At 58.8% G+C, this 14,005-nt stretch carries 13 protein-coding genes; 8 read left to right on the forward strand and 5 right to left on the reverse strand.

What is annotated here, in order from left to right; all coding sequences use genetic code 11:
• The first annotated feature begins 195 nt into the window (after positions 1-195).
• The gene (locus ABLU95_RS16460; RefSeq protein ID WP_008805997.1) at positions 196-1,500 is read left to right on the forward strand and encodes an NAD(P)/FAD-dependent oxidoreductase; all 1,305 of its coding nucleotides are present in this window, start codon (positions 196-198) and stop codon (positions 1,498-1,500) included.
• Between the two features lie 193 nt (positions 1,501-1,693).
• Positions 1,694-2,233 (forward strand): glycine zipper 2TM domain-containing protein, encoded by a 540-nt coding sequence (locus ABLU95_RS16465; protein WP_002900781.1) that lies wholly within the window; start codon positions 1,694-1,696, stop codon positions 2,231-2,233.
• Between the two features lie 57 nt (positions 2,234-2,290).
• Here the strand turns inward: ABLU95_RS16465 and ABLU95_RS16470 are convergent, their stop codons facing one another.
• On the reverse strand, positions 2,291-4,480 hold the full coding sequence (locus ABLU95_RS16470; RefSeq protein ID WP_048297236.1) for a TonB-dependent siderophore receptor: 2,190 nt from the start codon (positions 4,478-4,480) through the stop codon (positions 2,291-2,293).
• A 68-nt stretch (positions 4,481-4,548) separates the two neighbouring features.
• Here ABLU95_RS16470 and ABLU95_RS16475 point away from each other — a divergent pair, with 68 nt between their 5' ends.
• The gene (locus tag ABLU95_RS16475; RefSeq protein WP_004140642.1) at positions 4,549-4,671 is read left to right on the forward strand and encodes a hypothetical protein; all 123 of its coding nucleotides are present in this window, start codon (positions 4,549-4,551) and stop codon (positions 4,669-4,671) included.
• Positions 4,672-4,723: 52 nt separating this feature from the next.
• On the opposite strand, the gene ABLU95_RS16480 is transcribed toward ABLU95_RS16475, so the two are convergent.
• Positions 4,724-5,359: a TetR/AcrR family transcriptional regulator gene (locus tag ABLU95_RS16480; RefSeq protein ID WP_023289148.1), complete on the reverse strand. Its 636-nt coding sequence runs from the start codon at positions 5,357-5,359 to the stop codon at positions 4,724-4,726.
• Positions 5,356-5,475, reverse strand: a complete 120-nt coding sequence (locus ABLU95_RS16485) for a hypothetical protein (protein ID WP_044522093.1) — start codon at positions 5,473-5,475, stop codon at positions 5,356-5,358. Before ABLU95_RS16485 ends, ABLU95_RS16480 begins: the two co-directional genes overlap by 4 nt.
• Positions 5,476-5,608: 133 nt before the next feature.
• Here ABLU95_RS16485 and bhsA point away from each other — a divergent pair, with 133 nt between their 5' ends.
• Positions 5,609-5,866, forward strand: a complete 258-nt coding sequence (gene bhsA, locus ABLU95_RS16490) for a multiple stress resistance protein BhsA (protein ID WP_002900788.1) — start codon at positions 5,609-5,611, stop codon at positions 5,864-5,866.
• A gap of 128 nt (positions 5,867-5,994) precedes the next feature.
• Here the strand turns inward: bhsA and ABLU95_RS16495 are convergent, their stop codons facing one another.
• Together ABLU95_RS16495 and mfd are read right to left on the reverse strand one after the other, a co-directional pair.
• Positions 5,995-6,948 carry a L,D-transpeptidase family protein gene (locus tag ABLU95_RS16495; protein ID WP_023289149.1) on the reverse strand — a complete coding sequence of 318 codons (954 nt, stop codon included), beginning with the start codon at positions 6,946-6,948 and terminating at the stop codon, positions 5,995-5,997.
• 164 nt (positions 6,949-7,112) lie between these two features.
• Positions 7,113-10,559 (reverse strand): transcription-repair coupling factor, encoded by a 3,447-nt coding sequence (mfd, locus tag ABLU95_RS16500; RefSeq protein ID WP_087776214.1) that lies wholly within the window; start codon positions 10,557-10,559, stop codon positions 7,113-7,115.
• A 39-nt stretch (positions 10,560-10,598) separates the two neighbouring features.
• On the opposite strand from mfd, the gene ABLU95_RS16505 reads away from it, so the two are divergent.
• The 4 genes from ABLU95_RS16505 to lolE all read left to right on the forward strand — a co-directional run bounded on the left by ABLU95_RS16505 (position 10,599) and on the right by lolE (position 14,001).
• Positions 10,599-10,730, forward strand: a complete 132-nt coding sequence (locus ABLU95_RS16505) for a hypothetical protein (RefSeq protein ID WP_032428740.1) — start codon at positions 10,599-10,601, stop codon at positions 10,728-10,730.
• A 133-nt stretch (positions 10,731-10,863) separates the two neighbouring features.
• On the forward strand, positions 10,864-12,063 hold the full coding sequence (gene lolC / locus ABLU95_RS16510) for a lipoprotein-releasing ABC transporter permease subunit LolC (RefSeq protein WP_023289151.1): 1,200 nt from the start codon (positions 10,864-10,866) through the stop codon (positions 12,061-12,063).
• Positions 12,056-12,757 (forward strand): lipoprotein-releasing ABC transporter ATP-binding protein LolD, encoded by a 702-nt coding sequence (gene lolD, locus ABLU95_RS16515; protein ID WP_032452447.1) that lies wholly within the window; start codon positions 12,056-12,058, stop codon positions 12,755-12,757. Before lolC ends, lolD begins: the two co-directional genes overlap by 8 nt.
• A complete protein-coding gene (lolE, locus tag ABLU95_RS16520; protein ID WP_023289152.1) occupies positions 12,757-14,001 on the forward strand; it encodes a lipoprotein-releasing ABC transporter permease subunit LolE in 1,245 nt (414 codons plus the stop codon). Before lolD ends, lolE begins: the two co-directional genes overlap by 1 nt.
• Positions 14,002-14,005: the final 4 nt, after the last annotated feature.

Genomic DNA, 14,005 nt, shown 5'->3' on the forward strand with positions numbered 1-14,005 from the left:
TTCATGTCTACACTTATTGGTTTCGCTGAAAAAATACGCGACAAAACTTGATGCACATCAATTTTGGTATGACCAATGCACCGTTCATGGTATTCTCGACAGTGCTGAATGGTTTCATTGACGTAACTTGTTGTTAAATAAAGGCTATTTTAATAACTTTTATTTAACAATTGGTTAATAATTTTAGGGGTACACATGACTACGCCATTGAAAAAAATCGTAATTGTGGGTGGCGGCGCAGGCGGACTGGAACTGGCAACTCAGCTGGGGAAAAAGTTAGGGCGCCATAAGAAAGCGAAAATCACCCTGGTGGACCGTAACCACAGCCATCTGTGGAAGCCGCTGCTGCACGAAGTGGCCACCGGTTCTCTGGATGAAGGCGTTGATGCGCTGAGCTATCTGGCCCATGCCCGCAACCACGGCTTCCAGTTCCAGCTGGGGTCGGTGGTCGATATCAATCGCGAAGGGAAGACCATCACCCTCGGCGAACTGCGCAATGAAAAAGGCGAGCTGCTGGTGGCTGAGCGTAAACTGCCGTACGACACGCTGGTGATGGCGCTGGGCAGTACCTCGAATGACTTCAACACCCCTGGGGTGAAAGAGAACTGCATTTTCCTCGACAACCCACATCAGGCGCGTCGTTTCCATCAGGAGATGCTCAACCTGTTCCTTAAGTACTCCGCGAACCTTGGCGCTAACGGTAAAGTGAACATTGCCATCGTCGGCGGCGGCGCCACCGGCGTGGAACTCTCCGCTGAGTTGCATAATGCCGTGAAACAGCTGCACAGCTACGGTTACAAAGGGCTGACCAACGAAGCGCTGAACGTCACGCTGGTCGAAGCGGGCGAACGCATTCTGCCTGCGCTGCCGCCGCGCATTTCCGGCGCGGCGCACAATGAGCTGACCAAGCTGGGCGTACGGGTGCTGACGCAGACCATGGTCACCAGCGCCGATGCGGGCGGCCTGCACACCAAAGATGGCGAATATATTGAAGCGGATCTGATGGTCTGGGCGGCCGGGATCAAAGCGCCAGATTTCATGAAAGAGATCGGCGGCCTGGAAACCAACCGTATCAATCAGCTGGTGGTTGAGCCGACGCTGCAGACCACCCGCGACGCGGATATTTTCGCCATCGGCGACTGCGCCTCCTGCGCCCGTCCGGAAGGCGGGTTTGTGCCACCGCGTGCTCAGGCGGCGCACCAGATGGCCACCTGCGCCCTGAATAACATCCTCGCGCAGATGAAAGGCAAACCGCTGAAGGCGTATACCTATAAAGACCATGGCTCGCTGGTGTCGCTGTCCAATTACTCCACCGTCGGCAGCCTGATGGGCAACCTGATGCGCGGCTCGATGATGGTGGAAGGGCGCATTGCGCGCTTCGTGTATATCTCCCTGTACCGTATGCACCAGATCGCCCTGCACGGCTATTTCAAAACCGGCCTGATGATGCTGGTTGGGCGCATCAACCGCATCATTCGCCCGCGTCTCAAGCTGCACTAATCGCTATCGCGACCCGGAGCGCGCCCTGGCGGCGCCTCCGGGCTCTTCTGCTGAACCGGCGGGGATCCCGCTCGGAATCCTCTGAATCCCTTTGATTTGCAGCGAATTCTCGCACTTTTCATCCGCTATCTGATTTGCGCCTTCCCGGGTCCAGTTGCAAAATTGTATCTACAGCAACAAAGGAGGATCTCCCGTGAATAAATCTATGTTGGCGGGTATAGGGATAGGCGTGGCTGCCGCGCTGGGCGTTGCAGCTGTCGCTGGTCTCAACGTGTTAGATCGCGGCCCGCAGTATGCGCAAGTGGTCTCCAGTACACCGATTAAAGAAACCGTGAAAACGCCGCGCCAGGAATGCCGCAATGTCACCGTGACCCATCGTCGTCCGGTACAGGATGAAAACCGCATCGCCGGTTCCGTGCTGGGCGCGGTGGCGGGCGGGGTGATTGGCCACCAGTTCGGCGGCGGTCACGGACGCAGCGTGGCGACGGTGGTGGGCGCGCTGGGCGGCGGCTATGCCGGTAACCAGATCCAGGGCGCGATGCAGGATAACGACACCTACACCACCACGCAGCAGCGCTGCAAAACGGTGTATGACAAATCCGATAAAATGCTGGGCTACGATGTGACCTATAAGATAGGCGATCAGCAGGGGAAAATCCGTATGGATCACGATCCTGGCAGCCAGATCCCGCTGGACAACAACGGCCAGCTGGTCCTGAACAACAAAATCTAAAAACAGATTTGTGTAATGATTAGCCCCTCAATCGCTCAGGCTGAGGGGCTTTTTTTGTCAGAAAGTTAACGCGTAATTCAGACCGAAGGTACGGCCACGGCCTTTATATTCATACAGCGACGAACTGCCGTAGGTTGGGCTGTAGAGCAGCGGCGCGCGCTGGCCCCAGATGGTGACATAATCTTCGTTAAGCAGGTTTTCGATACTGAAGGTCAGTTTCCCCACCGGCAGCGCGTAACTGCCGATAAAATCGACGGTATTATAGCCTTCCAGCTTGTTGCCGGCGGCGTCGCTGAGGTCAAACACCTGCTGGCTCTGCACGCGCAGGCTCCACGGATCCGGCGCCCAGCCTACCCAGGCGGTGGCTTTGGACGGCGAGGCGAGGGTGACGTCCCATTTTTGCCAGCGGCCATCGGTCTGCACCTGTGATTTCAGCACGTTGAAGTTGCCGCCGACGCTCCAGTCGCTGTCCGGAATAAAGTAATCGACCGCTCCCTCAACGCCGTAAATACGCCGCTTGTCGGACTGAACATCGATGGTCATGTCGGTACGGTTGACCACGATGGTTTTATCCGAAGTCGAGTAATACGCCGCCAGCTGGGTGCGCAGGTTATCGCCGGTGTAGCGCCAGCCCAGCTCATACGAGTTAACTTTGATCCCCTGCAGCGGCGAGTCATCGACGTTGACGCTGGAGAGCAGCGGCAGATGACCATTGACCGCGGCGCCGTATTTCCCGATGCCATAGTATTTACCCGGATCCGGCAGCTCAACGCCCTGCGAGAAGTTAAACCAGGTCTGTTGACGCTCGGTCAGATGGGCGACGATCCCGGCGTTAAACAGGAAGTTGTCATAATCGGTTTTGCCGCCTTTGATGGCGTCGGCGGAGCGCGCTTTGCCGTTGGCGATATCCTGTTGCTGGGCGTAGCCGACAAAGTCGTCAACCCGGTTTTCGGTCCACTGGTAGCGAACCCCGCCGCTAATGGTAAAGATATCGTTCAGATCGTAGCTTGACTGCAGGAACGGCGCGACGTTGGAGATGCTGTATCCCGGGTAGCGGCCGGTGGTGTAGATCGATTCGTTGTGCAGCCCGCCGGAAGCCAGCGATTGTTGCAGATCGAAGAACATCTGATTGGCATTGAAGGTCTCATGATCGGCGTCGAGACCCCAGGTGAGATCCCAGCCCGCCAGCGGCTGACTGTTCAGGGTCAGCTTTGCCCCATACTGATCGGTATCCTGCTGCGACGAGGAGAAACTGCTGACCTGGCCTTTGCTGAGCGTCGGGAACGGATAGAAGGTGAGGGATTCATCGCGATAGTAAACCTGGCTCACCAGATTCTGACCGAAGAAGTCGGCATCGGAGTACTGGAGGCTGATCAGATGGCGCTCGGTGCCGGGGATACGATCGGAATTGAGCCCATCGGTGGTGTACGCTTTGCCGCCGCTGGTCACCGCGGACATATTCTTCCCGAGCCACAGGCCATAGTCATCATCGCCCTGGCTTTTATAATACTGGGTGACCAGCTGCAGCTGGCGGTTGTCGTCGATCTCGATCGTCCCCGTTCCCATGACGTCCAGACGGTCAGAGTGCTGGAGCCCCGTTTGGGTGTTATCGAGGAGCAGCGCATCGTTGTTGCCGTCGTACCAGCCGCCGAAACGCTGATAGGCTACCGATAAACGCCCGGACGCGTGGTCTGTCCCGCCGCTGACGGCCGCTGCGACGCGCTCATCATGATCGTTGCTGTTGGCAAACCCGCTCTTGCTACCCACCTCAAGATCGACCTGCCGATCCTGCTGCCCTTTTTTGGTGACGATGTTGATAAGTCCGCCGGTACTGCCGCCGCCGTACAGTGAGGTCGCCCCGGAGATCACTTCGATATGTTCGATGTTGAACGGATCGATGGCGTCGAGCTGGCGACTGTCGGTGCGTGAGGAGTTGAGCCGGACGCCGTCAATCAGCACGACGATGGCGCGCCCGCGCATGTTCATCCCGTAATTGGTGCGCCCCTGGCTGCTGACATCGATGCCCGGGATCAGCTGCGCCAGCACGTCTTTGAACTCTTTCCCGCCCTGGACCTGCTGCTCAATCTCCTGGCCCTCAATGACCCAGGTGGTTTGGGCCATCTCGGCCACGGTACGGTGGGTGCGGTTCGCGCTAACGATGATGCTGTCTTCATCAGACTGAGCCGCCAGCGCAGGCAGCGCGCTGGCCAGCAGCAGAGGGTGGAGCACCCAGAGGCGCTTTTTCATATCCATTCCTTTTATGAGCAAGTTGCTTTGTCGTTGTTATGGGCCGGCGTCGGCCGGTATTCGTTACAATGCGAAACATCTGGAAAAACTCAAAAAAGGATTTTGCACATAATGAATATCGCAATCAATATCATTTGCGTTTATCTTGCGCGAGAAAAGGTAATAAAAATCAATCTATTTTGTGGGGGTAAAGCGAAACGGCGGGCGGTTCCGGCGGCAGAATACCGCCGGAAGCGGGGCGCTTCAGGACTCGAGGACCAGCGGCCAGAGACGGAGAGTGGTGTCAGTGATTTGCATCAGTTTGTCGAAATCGGCGCCTTCCCGTGCGCTGATGGACATCCCCTGCAGGACACAGTTGAGAAACTGCGCGAGCTGCGCCACGTCGCGGCCCGCGGGCAGTTCGCCCTGCGCTTGCCGCTGCTGCAGAAACTGGGTTAGCGCCTGCTCCTGCATCGCATGGCGGGATTTGATGGTGTTGGCGATATCCGTCGAGGAGGCGGCCAGCGCGGCGGAGGTATTGATGATAAAGCAGCCGGCCGGCGTCTCTTTGCTGGTAAAGCAGGTGGCGACCGCGGTGAAGTAGTCGCGCAACGCCCGATCGACGGTTTTTCCCTCAGCAAACAGCACGGCTTCGTGCTTCGCGGCAAAGCGCGAAATGTAACGATCCAATACTGCGCGGAACAGTCCTTCTTTATTCACAAATTCCGCATACAGGGTGGGGGCTTTTGCTCCTGTCGCCTCGACCAGATCGGCGAGCGAGGTCGCCTCATAGCCGTGCTGCCAGAAGAGTGTCATGGCTTTGTCCAGCGCCGCATCCCTGTCGAACACCTTCGGTCGGCCACGGCTTTTTTTGGCGCAACTTTGAACGTCAGTTGTCATGATGCCGTTGTACCTATGTTGGTTTGGTGAATGGCCATTATAAAAATAAACGATCGCCGGGGCCAGCGCTGTTGGTTCAAAAATAAATAATTCATATGCGTATGAAAATTAAGCATTTTATAAATAGTTAAACGATCGTTATAAAAATGCGTTGACGTGTGACTTAGATCACATTATTATTTACCTATCGATCGTTAAGTTAATGCTTGCGACCCTACTATAAAATTCATCTGCATAGGTATAATAATCATGAAAACCGTTAATACTCTGGCTATTGCCGCCGTGCTTAGCTCCCTCTCTTTCGCCAGCTTTGCCGCTGTTGAGGTGCAGTCCACCCCAGCCGGCCAGCATAAAGTGGGCACCATCTCTGCGTCCGCAGGGACTAACCTGGGGTCGCTGGAAGACCAGCTGGCGCAGAAAGCGGATGAAATGGGCGCCACCTCATACCGTATTACTTCGGTAACCGGTCCGAATACTCTTCACGGTACCGCGGTTATCTACAAGTAAACCCGATGCGTCGCTGCCCGGCCCCCTTCACCGGTCAGCGATGAGTAAGACCCTGTTGTACCCCTGTTTGACCCTTGCCAACAAAAAACCCGCCGTCAGGCGGGTTTTTTGTTTTCTGCAGCGTGAGGTTACAGCGACTGCGGACCAGGGTCGGCATGACGGGTAACGTCAATGGGCATGCCCGAGCGGTAATTCATCGCGCGCTCCATTACCGTGCCGTCGGTCTGCGGCGCCTGTTTGAACGCCTTCATGGCCGCATTAAGCGTAATAGGCAGGGTCTGCGGGTCGTCATCAATATGCTCAGACAGCGGCTGGTGGATTTCGACCAGACGGCGGCCGTCCGGCTCCACCGACGCCTTAATCGGCGTGTTGATAATATTCACCTTCGTGCCCGGCGAGATCGCGTTGTACAGCGCCTTGATATCGTTGTCGCGCAGACGAATACAGCCGGAGCTGACGCGCATGCCGATGCCGAAATCGGCATTGGTGCCGTGCAGGAGATAGACTCCGCCATAGGCGGCAAGGCGGATAGCGTGATGGCCCATCGGGTTGTCAGGACCGGCAGGCACCACCGCCGGCAGCTCAATCCCCATCGCTTTGTAACGCGCGCGAATGTTGGCGGTTGGCGTCCAGGTCGGATTAGCCCGCTTGTCGGACACGGTGGTGACCATCGTCGGTGTGATGGTGGTTCCGCCCAGTTGGCCGATGCCGATCGGGTAGACAGTCACTTCATTCTTGCCCGGCGGGTAATAGTAGAGGCGCAGTTCGGCAAGGTTAATCACCAGCCCTTCGCGCGGCGCATCGGGCAGCAGCGTCTGCAGGGGGATAGTCAGCACGCTGCCGGCGCGCGGAACATAGGGATCTACCCCGGGATTCGCCTGCAGCAGGGCCAGAAAGCCGACATTGTACTTTTTGGCAATCGCCTCCAGCGAACCGCCGTTATCCTGCACCACATGGAACTGATTCTGCCCCACCAGCCGGCTGCCCGGCGGGGGAAGGGGCCAGGTGTTAGCGCGCGCAGGCAGTGCCAGCGCGGCAACAAGCGCGACCAGCGCCAGCGCCAGGGGGAAACGGTTTCTCATTACCATAACTCCAAAATATATAACTGGTTATTTTTATATGAAAAAGGAGATGAGATTATGGCGTGAGTCTGTGTGGGGAAATCCAGGCGGATTGCAAAATGTTTGTAAAGATTGCCAGATATGTGAAAAGGGAGATACGGCGTACCGGCCGTATCTCCCTGCGATCAGGCGACGGCGTTCTCTTCCAGCTGGCGCATGAACTGGCGAACCCAATCCATCCGCGTCTTACGCTCCTCGAGATCCTGCATGAACTTCAGGCGCGTCGGCCCGTCCAGGCGGAAGTGCTGCGGCTGCTTCTGCAGCAGGCCGATCAACCACACCGGATTGACGTTGTTTTTCTCGTTAAATTCGATCACGCCGCCTTTTTCATTGCTCTCCAGCTTACGGATCCCCAGCTTCTGCGCTTGCTGACGCAGACGGGCGATATCCAGCAGATTGCGGGCGGCGTCGGGCAGCCGGCCAAAACGATCGATCAGCTCGACTTTGATCTCCTCCAGATCCTGTTCGTTTTTGGCGCTGGCAATGCGCTTATAGAACGACAGACGGGTATTGACGTCGGGAATGAAATCATCAGGCAGCAGGGAAGGCATGCGCAGTTCGACTTCTGTCTGCTGGCTGGTGAGATCTTCCAGCGACGGCTCGCGCCCGGCTTTCAGGGCATCTACCGCATTCTCCAGCAGCTCCATATACAGGGAGAAGCCGATGGTCTCCATCTGACCGCTCTGATCTTCGCCCAGCAGCTCCCCGGCGCCGCGGATCTCCAGATCGTGGGTCGCCAGCGCAAAGCCTGCGCCAAGATCTTCCAGCGAGGCAATGGCTTCGAGGCGCTTTTGCGCATCGGTGGTCATCGCCTTCGGATGCGGCGTCAGCAGCCAGGCATAGGCCTGGTGATGGGAGCGGCCAACGCGGCCGCGCAGCTGGTGCAGCTGGGCGAGGCCAAAGTGGTCGGCGCGTTCGATAATGATGGTGTTGGCGGTGGGAATGTCGATCCCGGTTTCGATGATGGTGGTGCACACCAGCACATTGAAGCGCTGGTGATGGAAGTCATTCATCACCCGCTCCAGCTCGCGCTCCCGCATCTGACCGTGGCCGATGGCGATCCGCGCCTCAGGCACCAGCTCCGCCAGCTTGTCGGCGGCTTTCTGGATGTTCTCGACGTCATTAAACAGGTAGTAAACCTGACCGCCGCGCAGCGTTTCACGCAGGATCGCCTCGCGCACGACCAGCGCATCGTATTCGCGAACGAAGGTCTTTACCGCCAGGCGGCGCGCCGGCGGCGTGGCGATGATCGACAGATCCCGCATCCCGCTCATCGCCATGTTCAGCGTTCGCGGGATCGGCGTGGCGGTGAGGGTCAGGATATCGACATCGGCGCGCATCGCTTTGATGCGCTCTTTATGCCGCACGCCAAACCGGTGCTCTTCGTCGACGATCAGCAGCCCCAGATCGCGCAGCTTCACCTCGCTCTGCAGCAGCTTATGGGTGCCGATCAAGATATCGATTTTGCCTTCCGCGGCCTGCTCGAGGATCTGCGCCTGCTCTTTAGCGCTGCGGAAGCGGGAGAGCATTTCGATGCGTACCGGCCAGTTGGCGAAACGATCGCGGAAGTTGTCATAGTGCTGCTGAGCCAGCAGGGTGGTCGGTACCAGTACCGCCACCTGTTTGTGGTTCTCCACGGCGAGGAAGGCGGCGCGCATGGCCACTTCGGTCTTGCCGAAGCCCACATCGCCACACACCAGGCGGTCCATGGCCAGCGGCTGGCACATATCGCTGAGGACGGCGTTGATCGCCTGCGCCTGATCCGGCGTGGTTTCAAACGGGAAACCGTCGCAGAACAGCTGATACTGTTCGCGGTCGTGTTTAAAGGCAAACCCGGCTTTCGCCGCGCGCTGGGCGTAGATATCCAGCAGTTCGGCTGCTACGTCGCGTACCTTCTCGGCCGCTTTTTGCCGCGCCCGGGTCCAGGCATCGCCGCCCAGCTTGTGCAGGGGCGCGTTCTCTTCCGCTCCGCCGGCGTAGCGACTGATAAGATGCAGGGAGGAGACCGGAACGTATAATTTGGCATCGTTGGCGTAGGTCAGCATCAGGTATTCGCCGGTGATGCCGCCCGCCTCCAGGGTGGTCATCCCCGCATAGCGGCCCACGCCGTGTTCCAGGTGAACGACCGGCTGGCCGATATGCAGTTCGGCAAGGTTGCGAATTAGCGTGTCAGGGTTAATGGTGCGACGGGAATCCTGACGACGGCGCGCTACGCGCTCGCCGAGCAGGTCGCTCTCGCAAATCAGCGCCAGGCCGCGCTGGCTGTCGATAAACCCGTGCTCGGCGGCGCCAATCATCAGATAGCGCCCGTTGCCGGTGGCTTCCTCTAGGCGCAGCAGGTGTTTCGGCGCAATTTTGATCCGCGCCAGCATTTCGCTCAGCGCTTCCCGGCGACCCTCGCTTTCAACGGAGAAGATCACCGGGCCGGCAAACGCTTCGAGGAAGCGGCGCAGATTATCCAGCGGCGCTTTGTTTTGCGCCTGGACGGCGAGGTCCGGCAGCGTCTGGTAGCCCAGGTTGGTATTCGCTGCTTTTTCGGCCAGGCGCTCGGTTTTCAGCTGAACGCGCGGCCACTTTTTCAGTTCGCTGAACAGCTCATCGCTGCGCAGCCACAGTAGTTCCGGCGGCAGGAGCGGGCGCATCGGATCGACGCCGCGGTTTTCAAAGCGGGCGCGGGCTTCATTCTGGAAACGCTCCGCGCTGGCCTCGAGATCGCCGGTGTTGACGATCAGCGTGCTGGCCGGGAAATAGCTAAATAACGGCGGCAGCGGCTCGCTGAAGAACAGCGGCTGCCAGTATTCGATACCGGCAGGCAGCGTCCCTTTACTGACCTGCTGATAGATATGCTCGGCGTCGCGCTTCACCTCAAAGCGGTCGCGCCACTGACTGCGGAACAGCTCGATGGCGGTCTGGTCGGTGGGGAATTCGTGCGCCGGCAGCAGGTTAATGGCCGCCACTTCCTCCAGCGTGCGCTGGCTGTCGACGTCGAACAGGCGCAGGCTGTCGATTTCATCGTCAAAGAAATCGAGGCGGTAGGGCTGGTCGCTGCCCATCGGGAACAGGTCGAGCAGCGCGCCGCGGGTGGCGTATTCGCCATGCTCCATCACCTGATCGACATGGCGGTAGCCGGCCCCCTCGAGCTGATCGCGCAGCGCATCGCGCGACAGGCGCTGACCCTTTTTCATCACCAGCGCGTGGCCGTGAAGGAAGCTGTGCGGACAGACGCGCTGCATCAGCGTGCTGACCGGGACGATCAGCACGCCGCGCTGCATAGTGGGTAACTGGTAAAGGGTGGCAAGACGGGAGGAGATGATGTCCTGATGCGGCGAGAAGCTGTCGTAAGGGAGCGTTTCCCAGTCCGCCAGCCCCATCACCAGGCTGTCGGTGAACTGCCTGATCTCGTCGTTCAGACGCAGCGCGTTTTGCATGTCAGGCGCCACCAGCACCACCGGGCCCTTGTGGCGTTCGGCCATCTCCGCCACCAGGGTGGCGCAGGCTGCGCCGGTCAACTCGCCAAGCTGGCGCTGGTCACCGGCTTTCACCGGCAATGAGTATCGATATTGTTCAGGCATAGACGGTTTCATGGTCTCTTAGGGATTCGCTCTGCCGATATGGAGGGCAACTCGCTGATATTCAATAGTGAGATTATCCGCGATTGGTCTGGATTCGCCAACCCGAATTGCCATCGCGTGTTGAGTGAAGAAAGGTCAGCGCTGTCGATAAGCGTAAAGATTAATAAGTAAGTACTTATCTATCCGTTTGTATTTGCTTGGTTTTTAGGATTATTGCTAATAAAGTCGTCAGGTATCAGTCATTTACGCTGCCCCTAATCGCTTATATACTCGGGAATCGGCTATCAGCAACCAGATGGATGACATGTACCAACCTGCCGCACTCTTTATCGGCCTGCGCTATATGCGCGGGCGCGCAGCCGACCGCTTCGGTCGTTTCGTCTCCTGGCTTTCCACCATCGGTATTACCCTCGGCGTCATGGCGCTGGTGACGGTCCTGTCGGTGATGAACGGCTTTGAACGCGAACTGCAAAACAACATCCTGGGGCTGATGCCCCAGGCCATTCTTAGCGCCAAACAGGGTTCGGTGAATCCCCAACAGCTGCCGGAGCGCGAGGCGAAACTCCAGGGCGTCACCCGCGTGGCGCCGATCACCACCGGCGACGTGGTGCTGCAGAGCGCGCGCAGCGTGGCGGTCGGCGTGATGCTGGGCATCGACCCGGCGCAGAACGATCCCCTGACACCGTACCTGGTGAACGTCAAACAGAGCGATCTGCAGGCGGGCAAATATAACGTGATTCTCGGCGAGCAGCTGGCGGGCCAGCTGGGGGTGAATCGCGGCGATAAAATTCGCGTGATGGTCCCCTCCGCCAGCCAGTTTACGCCGATGGGACGCGTGCCGAGCCAACGTCTGTTTACAGTCATCGGCACCTTCGCCGCCAACAGCGAAGTCGATGGTTATCAGATGCTGACCAACATCGACGACGCTTCCCGTTTGATGCGCTACCCGCTGGGGAATATCACCGGCTGGCGCCTGTGGCTGGATAAACCGCTGCAAGTGGATACCCTCAGCCAGCAGACGCTGCCGTCGGGCACCCAGTGGCAGGACTGGCGCGAGCGCAAGGGCGAACTGTTCCAGGCGGTGCGTATGGAGAAAAATATGATGGGCCTGCTGCTCAGCCTGATCGTCGCCGTCGCGGCCTTCAACATTATTACCTCGCTGGGGATGATGGTGATGGAGAAGCAGGGCGAAGTGGCGATCCTGCAGACCCAGGGGCTGACGCCGCGACAGATTATGGCCGTCTTTATGGTGCAGGGCGCCAGCGCCGGGATCGTCGGCGCGCTGCTGGGAGCCGTGCTTGGCGCGCTGCTGGCCAGCCAGTTGAATAATTTAATGCCGATCATCGGCGCCTTCCTTGACGGCGCGGCGCTGCCGGTGGCGATTGAGCCGCTGCAGGTCGTCGTGATCGCCCTGGTGGCGATGGCGCTGGCATTGTTGTCTACGTTGTACCCTTCCTGGCGCGCTGCCGCCACTCAACCCGCTGAGGCTTTACGTTATGAATAAGATCCTGCTGCAATGCGACAACCTGTGCAAACGCTATCAGGAAGGCAATGTGCAAACCGATGTCCTGCACAATGTCAGCTTCAGCATTGATGAAGGCGAGATGATGGCCATCGTCGGCACCTCCGGCTCCGGCAAAAGTACCCTGCTGCATCTGCTGGGCGGCCTCGATACGCCCACCTCTGGCGACGTGATTTTCTCCGGCCAGCCGATGAGCAAGCTCTCTACCGCCGCGCGCGCCGACCTGCGCAACCGCGAGCTGGGCTTTATCTATCAGTTCCACCATCTGCTGCCGGACTTTAGCGCGCTGGAAAACGTGGCGATGCCGCTGCTGATTGGCAAAAAGAAGCCGGCGGACATTGAACGTCAGGCGAAAGCGATGCTGCATGCGGTCGGGCTTGAACACCGCAGCCATCACCGTCCGTCGGAGCTCTCCGGCGGCGAACGCCAGCGGGTGGCGATTGCCCGCGCGCTGGTGAACAAACCGCGGCTGGTATTGGCGGATGAGCCGACCGGGAACCTCGACGCCCGCAACGCGGACAGCATCTTCCAGCTGCTGGGCGAACTGAACCTCGCGCAGCGCACCGCGTTTCTGGTGGTGACCCACGACCTGCAGCTGGCGAAGCGGATGAGCCGCCAGCTGGAGATGCGCGATGGCCGCCTGACCGCCGACCTGACCCTGATGGGGGCCGAGTAATGGCCTCTCCGTTATCGTTATTAATTGCATTGCGTTTCAGCCGCGGCCGGCGGCGCGGCGGCATGGTGTCGCTGATCTCGGTGATCTCCACCATCGGCATTGCGCTGGGGGTGGCGGTGCTGATCGTCGGTCTCAGCGCGATGAACGGCTTTGAGCGCGAGCTGAACCACCGCGTGCTGGCGGTGGTGCCGCACGGTGAAATTGAACCCGTGAACCAGCCGTGGAATAACTGGCAGGAGGCGCTGGCGAAGGTGCAGAAGGTGAAGGGGATTGTTGCGGCGGCGCCCTATATTAACTTCACCGGCCTGGTGGAGAGCGGCAGCAATATGCGCGCCATCCAGGTGAAAGGGGTCGACCCGCAGCAGGAAACCCGGCTCAGCGCGCTGCCCACCTTTGTGCAGAATAACGCGTGGGCCGGCTTCAAGGCCGGCGAACAGCAGGTGATTCTGGGTAAAGGGGTCGCCGATGCCCTGCACGTGAAGCAGGGGGACTGGGTGTCGATCATGATCCCTAACGCCGACGCCGACCATCAACTGCTGCAGCCGAAACGCGTCAGGCTGCATGTGACCGGTATTTTACAGCTGAGCGGCCAGCTCGATCATAGTTTTGCCATGATCCCGATGCAGGATGCGCAGCAGTACCTGGAGATGGGCGGCAGCGTGACCGGCATCGCCATCAAGGTCACCGACGTTTTCCATGCTAACAAGCTGGTGCGCGACGCCGGCGAGGTGACCAACAGCTACGTCTACATCAAGAGCTGGATTGGCACCTACGGCTATATGTATCGCGATATCCAGATGATCCGCGCCATTATGTACCTGGCGATGGTGCTGGTGATCGGCGTGGCCTGCTTCAACATCGTCTCGACGCTGGTGATGGCGGTCAAAGACAAAAGCGGCGATATTGCGGTGCTGCGCACGCTTGGCGCAAAAGACGGCTTAATTCGCGCGATTTTCGTGTGGTATGGTTTATTAGCCGGATCGGTAGGCAGCCTGTTCGGGGTGGTGATCGGCGTGATCTGCGCGTTGAATCTGACGTCAATCATCAACGGCATCGAATACCTGATTGGGCATAAATTCCTCTCCGGCGACATCTATTTTATTGACTTCCTGCCGTCTGAACTGCACTGGCTGGACGTCTTTTATGTGCTGGTGACAGCACTGTTGCTGAGTTTGCTGGCCAGTTGGTATCCCGCCCGCCGCGCCAGCCGTATCGACCCGGCGAGGGTGCTGAGTGGCCAGTAATTTA

Origin of the sequence: Klebsiella sp. GG_Kp146, assembly GCF_040061975.1 — a bacterium.
In the GTDB taxonomy this organism is placed as follows: domain Bacteria; phylum Pseudomonadota; class Gammaproteobacteria; order Enterobacterales; family Enterobacteriaceae; genus Klebsiella; species Klebsiella quasipneumoniae.

What these genes read in the sequence shown, in the direction of transcription:
- ABLU95_RS16460 (WP_008805997.1), top strand. Translation starts at nt 196, where the DNA reads ATGACTACGCCATTGAAAAAAATCGTAATTGTGGGTGGCGGCGCAGGC.
- ABLU95_RS16470 (WP_048297236.1), bottom strand. Translation starts at nt 4,480, where the DNA reads ATGAAAAAGCGCCTCTGGGTGCTCCACCCTCTGCTGCTGGCCAGCGCG.
- ABLU95_RS16475 (WP_004140642.1), top strand. Translation starts at nt 4,549, where the DNA reads ATGCGAAACATCTGGAAAAACTCAAAAAAGGATTTTGCACATAATGAA.
- ABLU95_RS16480 (WP_023289148.1), bottom strand. Translation starts at nt 5,359, where the DNA reads ATGACAACTGACGTTCAAAGTTGCGCCAAAAAAAGCCGTGGCCGACCG.
- ABLU95_RS16485 (WP_044522093.1), bottom strand. Translation starts at nt 5,475, where the DNA reads ATGCTTAATTTTCATACGCATATGAATTATTTATTTTTGAACCAACAG.
- bhsA (WP_002900788.1), top strand. Translation starts at nt 5,609, where the DNA reads ATGAAAACCGTTAATACTCTGGCTATTGCCGCCGTGCTTAGCTCCCTC.
- ABLU95_RS16495 (WP_023289149.1), bottom strand. Translation starts at nt 6,948, where the DNA reads ATGAGAAACCGTTTCCCCCTGGCGCTGGCGCTGGTCGCGCTTGTTGCC.
- mfd (WP_087776214.1), bottom strand. Translation starts at nt 10,559, where the DNA reads ATGCCTGAACAATATCGATACTCATTGCCGGTGAAAGCCGGTGACCAG.
- ABLU95_RS16505 (WP_032428740.1), top strand. Translation starts at nt 10,599, where the DNA reads ATGGAGGGCAACTCGCTGATATTCAATAGTGAGATTATCCGCGATTGG.
- lolC (WP_023289151.1), top strand. Translation starts at nt 10,864, where the DNA reads ATGTACCAACCTGCCGCACTCTTTATCGGCCTGCGCTATATGCGCGGG.
- lolD (WP_032452447.1), top strand. Translation starts at nt 12,056, where the DNA reads ATGAATAAGATCCTGCTGCAATGCGACAACCTGTGCAAACGCTATCAG.
- lolE (WP_023289152.1), top strand. Translation starts at nt 12,757, where the DNA reads ATGGCCTCTCCGTTATCGTTATTAATTGCATTGCGTTTCAGCCGCGGC.